Below are 16028 nucleotides of genomic sequence, written 5' to 3' on the forward strand. Positions count from 1 at the left end.
CACCCCACGGGGCACGGCCCCCGCCCATCGAGCCGGTCACGTGCTTCCAGCCTCGCCCGGTGAGAAAGCGGTGGTCGCCGCTGGCTACGAGTTCGGTGCCGTCAGCGAGGATCACGCGATACGCGGGCTTGACCGTCGACCAGTGAGCCAGCACCTCTGTCTCGACGTAGTGCCTGTAGGTGCCGCGTCGCTCCGTGCCGATGATGCGATCCCCGACTCGGAGATCGGCGATCCGCTTCTGGCGTCCGTCGGCCAACAAGATCGACGTGTCGCTCCAGAGGCAGTAGACGCACGAATGACTACAGCCCCTGTAAGGATTGATCGTCCACGGGAACGGCATCGCGGACTCGCCCGGCACGCGGTTGAGCGCGGACCGCGCCCGGACCTCGTGGAAGGTCAGCCCCGGGAACTCCGGTACCTGCACGCTGCGCAGCAGCCCACGGATGCTGGGCATCCCGGGCAGCGCTCCGGGCTCGTCGAGATCGAGTCGCTGCGCGTCCCACCGCATGACCTGATTCGAACACGCGTTCGAGCGGTTGTCCAGTCGGTCAGAGCGGCGGGCGGTCCTCGTAGCAGGTGGACAGGACCACCGTCGTCCGTGTCGAGACGTTCGCCGTGCTCCGGATCTCGCGGAGCAGCGCCTCGAGCGCGTCCGGCGAGGCGACGCGGACCTTGAGGATGTAGCTCTCCTGCCCCGCAACCGAGTGGCACTCCTCGATGGCCGACAGGTGGGCGAGCAGGGCTGGCGCGTCCTCGGTCTGGACCCCGATCGGTGAGATCGAGACGAAGGCGGTCAGCGGCAGGCCGAGGAGCTTGGGGTCCAGCTCCGCCCGGTAGCCGGTGATGAACCCGCGCTGCTCGAGCCGCCGCACCCGCTGGTGCACCGCCGACACCGACAGGCCCACCCTCTCGGCCAGCTCCGTGTAGCTGGCCCGCCCGTCCCGCGCGAGGGCGGCCAGCAGCGCGCGGTCCACGTCCGGAGCGGGCGACGTGGCCCCACCGCCCGGCTCAGCCCGGGAGCTCGACGAGCTCACGGGGACCGACGTTCAGCGAGCGGACGCCGTCGTCGGTGCAGACGACGATGTCCTCGATGCGGGCGCCGCAGCGGCCGGCCAGGTAGATGCCCGGCTCGACCGAGAACGCCATTCCGGGCTCGAGCGCCAGGTCGTTGCCCTCGACGATGTAGGGCGCCTCGTGGGAGTCCAGCCCGATGCCGTGCCCGGTGCGGTGGATGAAGTGCTCGCCCCACCCCGCGTCGGCGATGATCTGGCGCGCGGTCGCGTCCACCTGCTCGGCGGTCACCCCGGGGCGGACGATCGCGACCGCGGCCTGCTGGGCGGCGTGCAGGACGCCGTACCACTCGGCGACGTCGGACGGCGCGCTGCCGCCGACGACGTAGGTGCGGGTGCAGTCCGACCGGTAGCCGGTCGCGGTCTCCCCGCCGATGTCGACGACGACGACGTCGCCGGCCTGCACGGTCCGGTCGGAGAGCTCGTGGTGCGGGCTGGCGCCGTTCGGGCCGGAGCCGACGATCGTGAAGTCCACGCCGACGTGGCCCTCCTCGAGGATGGCGGCGGCGATGTCGGCGCCCACCGCAGCCTCGGTCCGGCCCACGGTGAGGAACTCCGCCATCCGGGCGTGCACCCGGTCGATCGCCGCGCCGGCCAGCGCCAGCTCCTCCATCTCGGCCGGCGTCTTGACCATCCGCAGCCGGTCGAGCACCGGTGCCGCGAGCTCCAGGGCCGCGCCCGGCAGCGCCCGCTGGACGCCCAGCGCGTGCTCGGCCCACGTGCGCGCGCCCACTGCGACCCGGGCCGGGGTCGCGCCGAGCCGCGCGACGGCCGCGTCCGCCAGCAGGGCGAAGGGGTCCTCGGTCTCGTCCCAGGCCAGGACGTCGAGGCCGAGCGCCCCGGCCGGGCTGACCTCGACCATGGGCGCCTCCAGCCGCGGCACGACGAGGAACGCCTCGCCGCGTCGCGGGACGGCCAGCGCCGTCAGCCGTTCCATGGCGTGGGCGTGGTAGCCGGTGAGGTAGCGCAGGTCCGATCCCGGCGTGAGCACCAGCAGATCGGCGCCCGCCTCCGCGGCGAGCGACCGGGCGGCGTGCACCCTGTCCACGGTCACGAGCGGGCCTGCTGCCGGCGGAGTTCCCACGCCGGCAGACTAGCCAGCGCCGCCGCCCCTGCCCGCGCGCGTCGTCCGACCGCTAGCGTCCGGGCCCGTGACCACCATGCTGCTGGACGCCGCGTCGCTGTACTTCCGCGCCTTCTACGGCGTGCCCACCAGCGTCACGAGCCCCGACGGCCGGCCGATCAACGCCGTGCGCGGCTTCCTCGACATGACCGCCCGGCTGGTCACGACCCACGGCCCGGACCGGCTCGTGGCCTGCTGGGACGACGACTGGCGGCCGGCGTTCCGGGTCGAGGCGCTGCCCTCCTACAAGGAGCACCGGCTGGCCCCGGACGGCGGCGAGGAGACCCCCGACGAGCTCGGCCCGCAGGTCCCCGTGCTCGTCGACGTGCTGGCCGCGGCCGGCATCGCACGGGTCGGGGCACCCGGCTACGAGGCCGACGACGTGATCGGGACCCTCGCCACCCGCGCCCGCCGGCCCGTCGACGTCGTCACCGGCGACCGCGACCTGTTCCAGCTGGTGGACGACGAACGGAGCATCCGCGTCCTGTACACCGCCCGCGGCATCGCCGATCTCGAGCTCGTGGACGAGGCCGCGGTCACCGCGAAGTACGGCATCCCGGGCCGGGCGTACGCCGACTTCGCGGTGCTGCGAGGCGACCCCAGCGACGGGCTGCCCGGGGTGGCCGGCGTGGGCGCGAAGACGGCGGCCGCGTTGATCACCGAGTTCGGTGACCTGGCGGGGATCCGGGCGGCGGTCGCGCGGACCGTCGTCCCGAAGCCGCCGCTGACCGCGGCGGTGCTGAAGAATCTGAATGCGGCGTCGGACTACCTCGACCGCGCGCCGGTCGTCGTCGCCGTCGCCACGGACATCGACCTGCCCGCGGTGGAGGGCACCCTCCCCCGCTCGCCGGCCGACGTCGCCGCCCTGGCCGAGCTGGCGGAGCGGCACGGGCTGCAGTCGTCCCTGGGCCGGCTCGGCGCCGCGCTGGGCTGGGCGCCCGACGTCCTCGGCTGAGGATCGCCGCGGCCCTCCTCAGCCGCGGGTCACTCGATCTCCCACGTGTAGACGACCTCGTCCTCGTCGGTGATCGTGAGGACGATCGTGAGCTCCTCGTCGTCGGCGGTGACCGCCTCGCACTCGTGCTCCCGGCCCTCGGCGACGCCCATGCGCCGCGGGCAGTCGACCTCGACCCCGACGTCGTAGCGCGCCTCGAACTGCTCGGCGATGTCGCTCTCCACGCGGGCGGTGTCCAGGAACGTCGGACCCAGGCCGGCCCACCGGGCCACCGCCAGCGCGGCGACGACGGCGGCGACCACCAGCCAGCCGTACAGCGGGCGGAGATGGCGCCGCTTCCTCGGCGGGACCGCCGCGACGACCGGCTGCTCGGGTTCGCCCATCGCCGGACCCTCCCCGTCCACCGGCGTACCTGTCATCTCAGCCTCCCACCGCGACGGCCACGACCCCGCGCCGGACCCGGGCCACCGCGGCCCGCGCCCTCGACGCGACCGGGTCGTCGGCCACCTTGGCCAGCTGGTCCAGCAGGTCGATGAGCTGGCGCATCCAGCGCACGAAGTCGCCGCCGGAGAGCTCGGTTCCGGCCTGCTCGGCGCCGGCGAGGACGCGGTCGAGGCTCTGCCCGTCGGCCCAGCGGTAGGCGGCCCACGCGAAGCCGAGGTCGAGGTCGCGGGTGACCCGTACCCCGTGGTCGGCCTCGACGTCGCCCAGCCGCTCGCGGATCCGGCGCATCTCCCCCACCGCGGCGGCCACCGTGCCGGAGGGGATGGCGGGCAGCGAGGGCAGGTCGCGCCGCGACTCGTAGACCAGCGTCGAGGCGGCGGCGGCGAGCTCGGCGGGGCCCAGGTCCTTCCACGCGCCAGCCCGCAGGCACTCGGCGACCAGCAGGTCGGCCTCCGACCAGATGCGCGCCAGCCGCCGGCCGTCGTCGGTGACCAGCGGCAGGTCGTCGGCGGCGCCCATGACCGCGGTGTCGGCGGCGACCAACGGCGTGGCCGCCGGCACCAGGTAGCCCAGCTCCTCGAGCACGTCGCAGATGGCGTCGAACTGCCGGGTCAGCGAGCCGGTGCGCTCGGCCATCGTGCGGTGCAGCGACTCGGCCTCCCGCACCGAGCGCAGCCAGCGCTCGGCCACCCGCACCCGCTCCTCGCGGTCGGGCAGCGCGTGCACCGGATGGCGGCGGAGCGCGGCCCGCAGGTCGGCCAGGACCGGGTCGTCCGCGGCCGCCGAGCGGCTCTTGCGGACCATGCGGGCGCCCAGGTCGTGCTCCACGCGGGCGTTGCGCAGGGTGGAGGCGAGGTCGCGGCGGGCGTGCGGGCTGCGGTGGTTGAAGTTCTTCGGCACGCGCACCCGGGCCAGCGAGGTGACCGGCGTCGGGAAGTCGACCGAGGCCAGGCGGCCGGCCCATTTGTCCTCGGTGAGCACCAGCGGCCGGGGGTCGGCGAGGTCGGTGATGCCTGGGTCCAGCACCACCGCGAGGCCCTGCCGCCGTCCGGACGGCACCCGGATGACGTCTCCGGGGCGCAGCGCGGCCAGCGCCTCGGCCGCCTCCATCCGGCGCTTGGCCTGCGAGTCGCGGGAGAGCTCCTTCTCGCGGTCGGAGATCTCCCGCCGGATCCGGGCGTACTCCCCCACGTCGCCCTGCTTCCGGTCGTGGCCGGAGTGCATCTCGGCGGCGGCCCGCTCGGCCTCCCGCTCGTGCCGGGCCGCCGCCCGGGCGAGTCCGACGACCGAGCGGTCGGCCTGGAACTGCGCGAAGGAGGACGCGAGCAGCTCGCCGGCGCGTGCCCGGCCGAACGAGCTCACCAGGTTGACCGCCATGTTGTAGCTCGGCCGGAAGCTCGACCGCAGCGGATAGGTCCGGGTGCTCGCGAGCCCCGCGACCACGCTCGGATCCATGCCGGGCGCCCAGACGACGACGGCGTGCCCCTCGACGTCGATCCCGCGCCGCCCGGCTCGGCCGGTGAGCTGGGTGTACTCCCCGGCGGTGACGTCGACGTGTGCCTCGCCGTTCCACTTGACCAGCCGCTCCAGGACGACGGTCCGCGCCGGCATGTTGATGCCCAGCGCCAGCGTCTCGGTGGCGAACACGGCCTTGACCAGGCCGCGGACGAAGCACTCCTCGACGGTCTCCTTGAACGCGGGTACCAGCCCGGCGTGGTGCGCGGCGATGCCGGCGAGCAGCCCCTCGCGCCACTCCCAGAAGCCGAGGACGTGCAGGTCCTCCTCCGGCAGCGAGCCGGTCCGCCGGTCGACGATCTCGGCGATCTCCGCGCGCTCCTCCTCGGTGGTGAGCCGCAGCCCGCTGGCCAGGCACTGGTGGACGGCGGCGTCGCAGCCGTTGCGGCTGAAGACGAAGGTGATCGCCGGCAGCAGCCCGGCCCGGTCCAGCCGCTCGACGACGTCGGGGCGCGCCGGGGGCCGCCAGCGCGGGCGGTGGGAGTCGCGCCGGCGGTCGCCGCCCCAGCCCTCGATCCGCCGCTCGTACTCGCGGACGTAGCGGACCAGCTCGGGGTCGACCACCGAGGCGCCGCGCTCCCGGGTGGTGAGCGTGCGGGGCGCGTCGCCCTGCGCGTCGGAGTGCGCGGCGGGACGGAGCGAGAACAAGTCGAAGACCCGGTTGCCCACGAGCATGTGCTGCCACAGCGGGATGGGCCGCACCTCGCTCACGACGACCTTCGTGTCCCCGCGCACGGTGACCAGCCAGTCGGCGAACTCCTCGGCGTTGCTCACCGTCGCCGACAGCGAGACGAGGGTGACCGACGGCGGGAGGTGGATGATCACCTCCTCCCAGACGGCGCCGCGGAATCTGTCGGCCAGATAGTGCACCTCGTCCATGACCACGTAGCCGAGGCCGGCCAGCGCCGGGGACTCCGCGTAGAGCATGTTGCGCAGCACCTCGGTGGTCATGACCACCACGGGCGCGTCGCCGTTGACCGCGTTGTCCCCGGTGAGCAGGCCGACCCGCTGCTCGCCGTAGCGCTCGACGAGGTCGTTGTACTTCTGGTTCGACAGCGCCTTGATCGGCGTGGTGTAGAAGGCCTTGCGCCCCTCGGCGAGCGCCTTGTGCACGGCGAACTCCCCCACGACGGTCTTGCCGGCGCCGGTGGGGGCGCAGACCAGCACGCCGGATCCCTCGTCGAGCGCCTCGCACGCCTCGACCTGGAACGGGTCGAGGGAGAAGCCGAGTCCGGCCGTGAAGTCGGTCAGCGCCGGGTGGGCCGTCCGGCGCCGGGCAGCGGCGTACCGCTCAGCGGGGCTGGACATGCCCCCACGTTAAGCGCTTCCGGCCGTGATGATCAGCTGACCTGATCGAACCGGGTCCTCCCTCGCGGTCGACGGCGAGGGAGGACACCGGTTGATCAGGAAGGCTGATCAACACGGGCGGCGCCGGCGACGGTCAGCGCGCCGGGCACGCACTCGGCCACGATCGGCAGCGCGGCGACCGGTTCCCCGTCGGCGTAGGCGGTGACGCCGGGGCTGCTCAGCTCCACCCGTGACGCCCGGTACACCGAGACCGACGGGTGGTCGACGTGCGAACCGTCGGCCAGCCGCGGCCGGGTCCGGACCAGCTCCCGGCGGGTGGTCGGCCCGACCACGGTGAGGTCGAACAGCCCGTCGGCGGGGTCGGCGCCGGGGCAGATCTGCAGGCCGCCGCCGTACCAGGAGGTGTTGCCGACGGCGATCATCGTGGCCGGCACCGTGCGCACCTCGCCGTCGTCGAGTCGCAGGGTCATCTCGTAGGGCCGCAGCCGGGCCAGCTCCAGCGCGACCGCCACGTCGTACCGGCGGCGCCCGCGCGGCCAGCGCAGCCGGTTGGCGCGGTCGGTGACGGCGGAGTCGAAGCCGCAGCACAGCACGGTCGCCCACCACCGCTCTCCCACGCGGCCGGCGTCGACCGAGCGGCTGCGCCCTTCCCGCAGATCGGTGGCGAGCGCACGGGCGGCCGCGACCGGATCGGCCGGGATGCCCAGCGCGAGCGCCAGGTCGTTGCCGGTGCCGGCGGGGACCACGCCCAGCGGCGTGCCGGTACCGGCGATCGCCTGCAGGGCGACGTGCGCGGTGCCGTCACCGCCGACGGCGACCACGCCGGCTGCCCGTCGGCGACCGCCTCCGCCGTGCGCTGCTCGGCCTCGGCGCCCGTCGCGGCGTCCAGCACCCGCGGGCGCAGGCCGGCGGCGGTCAGCTCCGCCAGCACTGCCTCGGTGAGGCCGCGGGCCCGGCCACGGCCCGCGGCAGGGCTGACCAGCACGGCGACGTCCATCGGCGGGCGCCGGTCAGCCGCGGGTGGACGCAGTGGAGGACCCCTGCGGCTCGTCGAGCCGGGACGGGCGGGCGTCCAGCGGCGAGGCCTCGTCGTCGTCCAGGTCGTGGAAGTGCTCCACACCGGCCCGGCGGGCGCGGCGCCGGTCGACGAAGCGGGCGATCTGGATGGCCACCTCGAACAGCAGGATCATCGGCCCGGCCATGAACAGCATGGTGAACGGGTCCTGCGTCGGGGTGACGAACGCGGCGAACACGATGGTCAGGAAGAAGATCCAGCGGCGGCTGTGCTTGAGGACGTCGTAGCTGAGGACGCCGGCCAGGTTGAGCGCCACCGCCATCAGCGGGACCTCGAAGCTGACCCCGAAGGCGACCAGCAGCGAGAGCACGAAGCCGATGTAGTCCGGCGCGGTGAGCGCGACGATCGTGCCCTCGCCGGCCAGCGACAGCAGCAGCTCCAGGCCGTTGTCCAGCGCCACGTAGGCCAGCACCGCACCAGCGGCGAACAGCACGGTGGAGACGGCGACGAAGCCGATCCCGTAGCGCTTCTCGTTGCGCCGCAGGCCTGGGGTGATGAACGCCCAGAGCTGGTACAGCCACACCGGCGCGGCGAGGACCACGCCGGCCAGGAAGCTGACCTTGAGGCGGATGAACACCCCACCGAACACGTCGGTGATCAGCAGCCCGCAGTCGTCGCCGCCGTCACCGAAGCGCAGGTCTGGATCCAGGCCGCAGTACGGGGCCCGGATGAAGTCACCGAGGCCGTGCTCGTACCACCAGAAGGCGAAGGCGGTGGCGAGCAGGATCGCCAGCAGCGACTTCGCGACCCGGTTGCGCAGCTCGGTGAGGTGCGCGACCAGGCTCATGGTCGCCTCGGGATCGCGCGGTCTGCGGCGCCTGCGCCGCGGCGCCGCCTCGCTCACCGTCGTCCGGTCCTGTGCTGGGGTCAGCGGGGGCCGTCGGCCGCGCGGGCCTGCTCGGCGCGCGCCCGCAGCTCCGTGGCGCGGAGCTCGGCGAGCCGTGCCTCCTCCGCCAGCCGGGCGGCCTCGCCGTTCGCGGCGGGCGTCTCGGGGGCGACGATCTCACCGCGGACCGGGGTAGCCTGCGCCGGGTCCTTGGTCCGCACCCCCTCCGGAGCGCCGTCGTCCTTCATGCCCTTCATCTCGCCCTTGAAGATGCGCAGCGAGCGCCCGAGCGAGCGGGATGCCTCAGGCAGCTTCTTGTAGCCGAACAGCAGCAGGACGGCCAGGATGATCAGGCCGATCTCCATCGCGCCGAGATTCACTGGTCCTCCAGAAGTCGATTCTCCGGTGATGCTACGCCCGCGGGCGCGCTCGGCCGGGACCTCAGCCGTCGGAGGCGGTCCTGTCCTGCGCGCGGGCGGCGGTGCGCTGGAACTCCTCGAGCACCGGGCGGACGTCGCGGTCGAAGGCGGCCACCTCGCGGGCGAGCCGCGCCCGGGCACCGAGGACGCCGTAGGCCAGCACGCCCAGCACGACGAGGGCGAGCACCACGACGACGAGCGACACCACCAGCACGAGCACGGCCCGACCCTAGCCGCTGCCCTCGGCGCCGGGCCCGGTGTCGATGCCGTAGCGGGCGAGCGCGGCCCGCGCGTCCGAGGCGATCTGCGCCGCCAGCTCGGCCGGCTCGTCGACGGTGGCGCTGCCGCCGAGCGAGGCCACCAGCCGGCGCGCCCAGGCGAGGTCGGCCGTGCGCAGGGTCACCGCCAGGCCGCCGGGCGGGTCGTCGACCGGCGTGGCCGAGTCCACCGGGTAGTAGTCGGCCACCCAGCGTGCGCTGCGGTCCAGCCGCAGCCGGACGGCGGGCGAGCCCGGCTCGGGCTGGTAGATCCCGTTCTCGACGTCGCGGCTGTGCGCCTGCGGCGGCGGGGCGGCGGCCTCGTCGAGCACCGCGACGTCGTCGACGCGGTCGAGGCGGAACAGCCGGACGCCCTCGACCCGGCGGCACCACGCCTCCAGGTACCAGCGGCCGTCGACCAGGAGCAGCTGCATGGGGTCGACGGTGCGCTCGGTCCGCTCGTCCCGCGTGGGCACGTAGTAGTGCAGGTGCAGCGCCCGCCCGCGCTGCAGGGCGTCGCGCACGATCGCCAGCGTCTCCTCGTGGGCGTCGACGCTGACCGCCACCGGCGTCACCTCGGCGGCGTGCCCGGCGGCGGCCGACACCTTGGCCAGCGCGGTGCTGACCGCCTCGCGCTCCACCAGGCCGGGCAGCTCCAGCAGGGTCTTCAGCGCGACGACCAGGGCGACCGCCTCGTCGGTGGTGAGCCGCAGCGGCCGCACCATGCCGGCGGTGAAGGTGACCCGGACGCGGTCCCCCTCGAAGGAGAGGTCGATGAGGTCGCCGGGCCCGTGCCCGGGCAGCCCGCACACCCACAGCAGCTCGAGGTCCTTGCGCAGCTGGCGTTCCGGCACGCCGAAGTCGCGGGCCGCCTCGGCCATCTCGACGCCCTCGGGGCGGGCGGTCAGGTACGGGACGAGCGCCAGCAGGCGGGTCATCCGGTCGGTGGTGCCGGCGGACGTCACGCGCTCTCCCCCATCGCGGCCAGCCGGGTCAGCCGGTCTACGACGGCGTCGCGGACCTCTGCCGGCGCCTCGACCACGACGTCGGCCCCGTGGCTGGCCAGCCGGTCGGCCAGCGCCCAGGGCTCGGTCGTGCGCAGCTCCAGCCGGTCCTCCTGCCCGTCCTCCGTCGGCCCGAGGGAGGTGGCCCAGCGGCGCAGCCCGATGGCGGTGCCGGGGCGGGCACGGACGACGACGACGTGCTCCTGGCGCCCGAACTGACCGGCCACCATCGCGGCCAGATCGAGGTCGGCCGGTGGTTCGAACGCCCCGGCCGGGCCGGTGACCTCGGGCGTGCCCACCACCCGGGACAGCCGGAAGACGCGGGGCTGCTGCCGGTCGAGGTCCAGGCCGCCGAGGTACCAGCGGCCGTGCCAGGCCACGACGCCCCAGGCCTGGACGTGCCGGCGGGTGGGCGCGTCCTCGTCGGGGCGCTGGTAGTCGAACTCGACCACCCGGCGGTCGCGGGCCGCGGCGTAGCAGGGGTCGAAGGCCGGCTCCCCGGCGTCGAGGCGGGGCTGCAGCGGGATGCCGCGCGAGGAGTCGACGGCGACGCCGGCGGCCTTGAGCTTCACCAGGGCGCTGTGCGCGGGGCCGGCGAGCTGCGCGGACTCCCACAGCCGCAGGGCGAGGCCGACGGCGGCCGCCTCCTCCCCGCTGAGCTGGATCTCGGGCAGCTCGTAGTCGGCCCGCGCGATGCGGTAGCCGTCCTCGGTGTCGAACACGCTGGTGCGGCCGGTCTCCAGCGGCACGCCCATCTCGCGGAGCTCGGCCTTGTCGCGCTCGAACATCCGCTTGAAGGCCTCGTCGGCGCGGTCGGTCCCGTCGTCGGCCTCGTAGCCGGGAACCGTCGAGCGGATCCGGGCGGCGGTCACGTACTGCCGGGTGCTCAGCAGCGCGATGACCAGGTTCACCAGTCGCTCCGCCCGCTTGGCCGCCATGCGGTCCAGGCTATCGGTGCGCGGCCGACCGGCCCCCGCCCGGGACGCTGGCTAGCCTGCGCGTATGAGCTCTGCGCCCCCGTCCCGGATCCGCTGGCGGCGCGGGGAGGTGACGGCGGTGGGTCGCGCCTGGCGCGACGCGCTGGAGCTCACGGTGGCGGTGCCCGACGACGGCGACGTGCGGTCGCTGGCCTACCCCTCCCTGGTCGGGGTCCCGCAGGTGGGCGACACCGTGCTGCTCAACACCACGGCCTGGGCGCAGAACCTCGGCACCGGCGGCTACGCGCTCGTGGTCGCCGTCCCCGACCGGTTGCCCGACGACCCGGCCGGCCCGGGGCACCTGGTCAAGGCCCGCTACACGCCGCTGCAGGTCAGCGTGCAGGGCGTGGACGAGCAGGACACCGAGCACCACGCCACCCTCGCGGAGGCCGACTCGCTGGAGGGCATGCCGGTGGTCGTGGCCGACCTGCACTCCGCGCTGCCCGCCGTCCTCATCGGGGCGCTGGCCACCGACCCCGATCTGAAGGTCGCCTACCTCATGACCGACGGCGGCGCGCTGGCCGCCGGGTTCTCCCGCACGATCGACACGCTGAAGCGGTCCCTGGCCGGCGTGATCACGGTGGGCCAGGCCTTCGGCGGGGACCTCGAGGCGGTCACCGTGCACACCGGGCTGCTGGCCGCCAGGCACGTGCTGGGCGCCGATCTCGCGATCGTCACGCAGGGCCCCGGGAACCTGGGCACCGGTACGCCGTGGGGTTTCTCCGGCGTCGCCGCCGGAGAGGCCTGCAATGCGGTGAGCGTGCTGGGCGGGGTGCCCGTGGGTGCGCTGCGCATCTCGGACGCCGATCCGCGGCCGCGTCACCGGGGGGTGTCCCACCACTCGCTGACGGCGTTCGGCCGGGTCGCGCTGGGCGGCGTGACGCTGGTGGCCCCGCGCGGCCTGGGCTCGGAGCTCGGCGCGCAGGTGGACGAGGACCTCGCCGGCCAGCCGGAGCGCAACCCGGTGGTGTGGGTGGACACCGACGGGCTGGACGCCGCGCTGGGCCTCTCCCCCGTCCCGCTGCGGACGATGGGCCGGGGCTACGAGGAGGAGCGCGCCTACTTCCTGGCCGCCGCCGCGGCCGGCCGCTACGCGGCGCTGGCGGTGCCGGTGGCCGAGGAGCAGGCAGCCGAGTGAGCCGTGCTCACCCCTCCCGGCGCGGAACCGGCTCGGCGGCCAGGCCCTCGGCGTAGCGGGCGAACTCCAGGGTGCGGGCGACGCTGCCCGGGCGGGGTGGCGCGTCCCACTGCAGCGGCCGGTCCTCGAGCACCTGGGTGAGCAGCGGCTCCCACTGCGGGTCCAGCGACTCCCGCCCCCACAGCAGCGCCGCGCGCTTGGAGGTCACCTCGCCGGTGGCCAAGGTCTGCAGCATCCGGCAGTAGGTGGCGACGGCGTACCGCTGCGCCCAGGCGATGTCGAACGACGTCCAGGTCCGGAGCTCGTCGAGGAACCGCGGGATCTCCGCGCGCATGCGAGCGCGCAGGACGTCGCCCGGCACCTCGTCGACGAGGCTGCGGGCCTCGGGCCCGACCAGCGTGATGCCCCGCTCGCGGAGGATCCAGCGGACGACCTCGGTGTTGCAGTGCGTCGACCACTGCATCTCCCGGTGCCCGCGGTCGACGTAGAGCCAGGGCCGGCCGATGCTCGTGAGGCTGCGCAGCTCGTCCACGTCCGGATAGGAGCCCTCGACCTCGGTGGCCCAGTGGCCGGAGCGGGTCGGGAGCTCGTCGTGCAGCAGGCGCAGCGCGGCCTCCTGGTCGGCCGTGATCGGCCCGCGGACGGGGACGAGGAAGTCGCAGTCGCTGTCCAGGTCGAGATCGCCCAGGGCGGCCGACCCCTGCAGGTAGGCCCCGACGAAGGTGTCGCCCAGGATGTCGCGGGCGCGCTCGACCAGTTCGACCACGAGCGCGTCGAGCTCGGGGAACGGCGTGGGGTGCGGCTCGACGGGGCCTCTCGGATCGCCCGGGGTCATCGGCGGAAGCCGCCCTCGGCGTCGATGGTCTGGCCGGTGACCGATCGGGCGTCGGGGCCGGTGAGCCAGGCGACGACGGCGGCCGCCTCGTCCGGGGTGCCCCAGCGTCCTCGAGGAAGGGCATGCGTCAGCCGCTCCGTCAGCTCAGGGGTCGCCCAGCCGGTGTCGGTGGGCCCGGGGTTCAGGCAGTTGACCGTGATGTCGCGATCGGCCAGCTCGTCGGCCAGGGTCGCGGTGATCTGCTGCACCGCCCCCTTGCTCAGCGCGTAGGCGACCTCCCCCGGCATGGGGCCGCGGTGCTGGCCGGAGGTGAACAGCACGACCGCGCCCGGACCGGCTGCCGGCTCGTACTGCGCCGCGAAGGCCTGGGTGAGCAGGACCGCCGCCCGGGCGTTGACGGCGAACGAGCGGTCCAGCTCGGCGGCGGTGACCTCGGCCAGCCCCGCCGCGGAGCTGCGCGCGTGGTTGACCACGAGGGTGGTGAGCGGGCCGAGGGCGTCGCGGGCGCTGTCGATCAGCGCGCGGGGTGCGTCCGGGTCGGCGAGGTCGACCTCGAAGGACGGCGGCCGGCCGAGCTCGTCCAGCACGGCGTCGGCGTCGTCGGCGCCCCAGGACTGCTCGGCGTCGTGCGGGGACCAGGAGCCGACGGCGACGCGGTCGCCGCGTGCGGCCAGCCGGGTCGCGACGGCGAAGCCGATGCCGGAACGGCGGCTGACTCCGGTGACGAGGACGGTGCGGGTCACACGGTCACCCTGCCGTGGGCGGCAAGCGCATTTCCTCTGTCACATGCTGGCGATGAGCTTGTCGACCCTGTCGTCGACGGCCTTGAACGGGTCCTTGCACAGCACCGTGCGCTGGGCCTGGTCGTTGAGCTTGAGGTGCACCCAGTCGACGGTGAAGTCGCGCCGCTTCTCCTGGGCCTTGCGGATGAACTCGCCACGCAACCGGGCGCGGGTCGTCTGTGGCGGCACGTTCTTCGCCTCGAAGATCCGCGGCTCGTGCGCCACGCGCTCGACCTGACCGGCGCGTTCGAGCAGGTAGTACAGGCCACGGGTGCGGCTGATGTCGTGGTAGGCGAGGTCCATCTGGGCGATCCGCGGGGAGGACAGCGGCAGGTCGCGCTTGGCCTGGTACCGCTGGAGCAGGCTGAACTTGATCGCCCAGTCGATCTCGCGGTCGATGAGGCTGAGGTCCTCGCTGTCCACGGCCTTGAGCACCCGGCCCCACAGCTCCAGCATCTGCCGGTGCACCGGGGAGACGCCCTCGCGGTCGGCGAACTCCAGGGCGCGGTCGTGGTACTCGGACTGGATCTCCAGCGCCGACATCTCCTTGCCGCCGGCGAGGCGGACCTTTCGCCGTCCGGTCATGTCGTGGCTGATCTCGCGGATCGCCCGGATCGGGTTCTCCAGCGTCATGTCGCGGATGGGGACGCCGGCTTCGATCATCTGCAGCACGAGGTCGGTCATCGTGACCTTGAGCAGCGTCGTCGTCTCGCTCATGTTGGAGTCGCCGACGATGACGTGCAGACGGCGGTAGCGCTCGGCGTCGGCGTGCGGCTCGTCGCGGGTGTTGATGATCGGCCGGCTCCGCGTGGTGGCCGAGGAGACGCCTTCCCAGATGTGCTCGGCGCGCTGGCTGACGCAGTAGATGGCGCCGCGCGGGGTCTGCAGGACCTTGCCGGCGCCCACGACGATCTGGCGGCTCACGAGGAACGGGATCAGCACGTCGGCGAGCCGGCTGAACTCGCCGTGCCGGCCGACCAGGTAGTTCTCGTGGCAGCCGTAGCTGTTGCCGGCGGAGTCGGTGTTGTTCTTGAACAGGTAGATGTCGCCGACGACGCCCTCCTCGGCCAGGCGCTGCTCGGCGTCCACGAGCAGGCCCTCGAGGATGCGCTCGCCGGCCTTGTCGTGGACGACGAGCTCGGTGAGGTCGTCGCACTCGGCGGTGGCGTACTCGGGGTGGCTGCCGACGTCGAGGTACAGGCGCGAGCCGTTGCGCAGGAAGACGTTGGAGCTGCGGCCCCACGACACGACGCGGCGGAACAGGTAGCGGGCGACCTCGTCCGGCGACAGGCGCCGCTGCCCCTTGAAGGTGCACGTGACGCCGTACTCGGTCTCGATGCCGAAGATCCGTCGGTCCACGATCCGAGCCTAGGCGCCGGGAGCAACCGGCGACGGTTCCACGCGCACGTGGAGAGCCGTCAGCCCTCGCCGCCGTCCTCGGCGTGCTCGGTGTCGTACTCCGCCCCGCCGGCGGTGTCCGGGTTGGCCGGGTCCCCCAACCCGGCCGGGGTGCCGGGTTCGGGAACGGACGGGGCGTGGGCCGCCGTGGGTGGCGTCTGGTCCTCCGCCGCGTCGGGGGCCTGCTCGTCGCCCAGCAGCGACCGGAGCGCGGCGCCGGTGATGCGGCGGAAGGCCCGCTTCGGGCGGCGCCGGTCGAGGACGGCGACCTCCAGCTGGGCGGCGGTGAGCTGCGTGGGCCCGCCGTTGCCGGCGCCGGCGGTGGCCGGGCTGACCGCGGACAGTGCCCGGACCCCGACCAGCAGGGCGTCAGCCAGGCCCATGCCCGGCAGGAAGTGCTCGCGCAGGTGGGAGGTGACCGCGTCGGCCTGCCCGCCCATGACCACGAAGTCGGGTTCGTCGACGACCGAACCGTCGAAGGTGAGCCGGTAGAGCTGGTCGGTCTCGGGGCGGTCGCCGACCTCGGCGATGCAGAGCTCCACCTCGTAGGGCTTCATCTGCTCGGTGAAGATGGCGCCGAGGGTCTGCGCGTAGGCGTTGGCGATGACCCGGCCGGTGACGTCGCGGCGGTTGTAGGAGTAGCCGCGGACGTCGGCCAGCCGCACGCCGGCCACCCGGAGGCTCTCGAACTCGCTGTAGCGCCCGACGGCGGCGAAGCCGATCCGGTCGTAGATCTCGCCGACCTTGTGCAGGGTCGAGCTCGGGTTCTCGGCGATGAAGAGGACGCCGTCGGCGTAGGTGAGGACGGCGACGCTGCGGCCGCGGGAGATGCCCTTGCGGGCGTACTCCGAGCGGTCGCGCATGACCTGCTCGGCGGAGGCGTAGTACGGCAGGGTCATGGC

The 16028-nt window shown here is 74.1% G+C and carries 16 protein-coding genes and 1 pseudogene; 2 read left to right on the plus strand and 15 right to left on the minus strand.

Features of this window, described 5'->3' with window-relative positions; genetic code table 11:
- The 3 genes and pseudogenes from A6V29_RS03975 to A6V29_RS03985 form a co-directional block, all read right to left on the minus strand.
- A pseudogene (locus A6V29_RS03975) lies at positions 1 to 508 on the minus strand (intein-containing Rv2578c family radical SAM protein); the annotation flags it as partial.
- 40 nt (positions 509 to 548) lie between these two features.
- Positions 549 to 974, minus strand: a complete 426-nt coding sequence (locus A6V29_RS03980) for an Lrp/AsnC family transcriptional regulator (protein ID WP_283956335.1) — start codon at positions 972 to 974, stop codon at positions 549 to 551.
- Between the two features lie 34 nt (positions 975 to 1008).
- Positions 1009 to 2154: a M24 family metallopeptidase gene (locus tag A6V29_RS03985; protein ID WP_249933001.1), complete on the minus strand. Its 1146-nt coding sequence runs from the start codon at positions 2152 to 2154 to the stop codon at positions 1009 to 1011.
- Positions 2155 to 2230: 76 nt separating this feature from the next.
- Between A6V29_RS03985 and A6V29_RS03990 the strand changes: the two genes are divergently transcribed.
- Positions 2231 to 3148, plus strand: coding sequence for a 5'-3' exonuclease (locus tag A6V29_RS03990; protein WP_137159129.1), 918 nt, complete (start codon positions 2231 to 2233; stop codon positions 3146 to 3148).
- Positions 3149 to 3177: 29 nt separating this feature from the next.
- Here A6V29_RS03990 and A6V29_RS03995 read toward each other — a convergent pair whose 3' ends face one another.
- The 8 genes from A6V29_RS03995 to A6V29_RS04030 all read right to left on the minus strand — a co-directional run bounded on the left by A6V29_RS03995 (position 3178) and on the right by A6V29_RS04030 (position 10934).
- Entirely contained in the window at positions 3178 to 3531 is a 354-nt protein-coding gene (locus A6V29_RS03995; protein ID WP_170977677.1) for a DUF4333 domain-containing protein, read from the minus strand.
- 37 nt (positions 3532 to 3568) lie between these two features.
- Positions 3569 to 6415, minus strand: coding sequence for a DEAD/DEAH box helicase (locus A6V29_RS04000; RefSeq protein ID WP_137159095.1), 2847 nt, complete (start codon positions 6413 to 6415; stop codon positions 3569 to 3571).
- Between the two features lie 95 nt (positions 6416 to 6510).
- A complete protein-coding gene (locus A6V29_RS04005; protein WP_249933002.1) occupies positions 6511 to 7236 on the minus strand; it encodes a diacylglycerol/lipid kinase family protein in 726 nt (241 codons plus the stop codon).
- Positions 7237 to 7425: 189 nt separating this feature from the next.
- Positions 7426 to 8277: a twin-arginine translocase subunit TatC gene (gene tatC, locus A6V29_RS04010; RefSeq protein ID WP_137159096.1), complete on the minus strand. Its 852-nt coding sequence runs from the start codon at positions 8275 to 8277 to the stop codon at positions 7426 to 7428.
- A gap of 80 nt (positions 8278 to 8357) precedes the next feature.
- Positions 8358 to 8696, minus strand: a complete 339-nt coding sequence (locus A6V29_RS04015; protein ID WP_137159097.1) for a Sec-independent protein translocase subunit TatA — start codon at positions 8694 to 8696, stop codon at positions 8358 to 8360.
- Positions 8697 to 8757: 61 nt separating this feature from the next.
- Positions 8758 to 8955, minus strand: a complete 198-nt coding sequence (locus A6V29_RS04020) for a hypothetical protein (protein ID WP_137159098.1) — start codon at positions 8953 to 8955, stop codon at positions 8758 to 8760.
- A gap of 9 nt (positions 8956 to 8964) precedes the next feature.
- The gene (locus A6V29_RS04025) at positions 8965 to 9957 is read right to left on the minus strand and encodes a helix-turn-helix transcriptional regulator (RefSeq protein WP_170977678.1); all 993 of its coding nucleotides are present in this window, start codon (positions 9955 to 9957) and stop codon (positions 8965 to 8967) included.
- The gene (locus A6V29_RS04030; protein ID WP_137159099.1) at positions 9954 to 10934 is read right to left on the minus strand and encodes a helix-turn-helix transcriptional regulator; all 981 of its coding nucleotides are present in this window, start codon (positions 10932 to 10934) and stop codon (positions 9954 to 9956) included. The genes A6V29_RS04025 and A6V29_RS04030 overlap by 4 nt, the downstream gene beginning before the upstream one ends.
- Before the next feature lie 64 nt (positions 10935 to 10998).
- Between A6V29_RS04030 and A6V29_RS04035 the strand changes: the two genes are divergently transcribed.
- On the plus strand, positions 10999 to 12111 hold the full coding sequence (locus tag A6V29_RS04035) for a DUF3866 family protein (RefSeq protein ID WP_137159100.1): 1113 nt from the start codon (positions 10999 to 11001) through the stop codon (positions 12109 to 12111).
- Positions 12112 to 12118: 7 nt separating this feature from the next.
- Here the strand turns inward: A6V29_RS04035 and A6V29_RS04040 are convergent, their stop codons facing one another.
- From A6V29_RS04040 to prcA, 4 genes are read right to left on the minus strand one after another with little or no spacing between them, the layout of a single operon-like run.
- Positions 12119 to 12946 carry an aminoglycoside adenylyltransferase domain-containing protein gene (locus A6V29_RS04040; RefSeq protein WP_137159101.1) on the minus strand — a complete coding sequence of 276 codons (828 nt, stop codon included), beginning with the start codon at positions 12944 to 12946 and terminating at the stop codon, positions 12119 to 12121.
- Positions 12943 to 13689: an SDR family oxidoreductase gene (locus A6V29_RS04045; protein WP_137159102.1), complete on the minus strand. Its 747-nt coding sequence runs from the start codon at positions 13687 to 13689 to the stop codon at positions 12943 to 12945. Before A6V29_RS04045 ends, A6V29_RS04040 begins: the two co-directional genes overlap by 4 nt.
- Positions 13690 to 13728: 39 nt before the next feature.
- Positions 13729 to 15087, minus strand: a complete 1359-nt coding sequence (gene pafA, locus A6V29_RS04050) for a Pup--protein ligase (protein ID WP_137159103.1) — start codon at positions 15085 to 15087, stop codon at positions 13729 to 13731.
- A gap of 59 nt (positions 15088 to 15146) precedes the next feature.
- Positions 15147 to 16025 (minus strand): proteasome subunit alpha, encoded by an 879-nt coding sequence (prcA, locus tag A6V29_RS04055; protein WP_137159104.1) that lies wholly within the window; start codon positions 16023 to 16025, stop codon positions 15147 to 15149.
- Positions 16026 to 16028: the final 3 nt, after the last annotated feature.

The sequence above is a fragment of the Blastococcus sp. CCUG 61487 genome (genome assembly GCF_005222955.1).
In the GTDB taxonomy this organism is placed as follows: domain Bacteria; phylum Actinomycetota; class Actinomycetes; order Mycobacteriales; family Geodermatophilaceae; genus Blastococcus.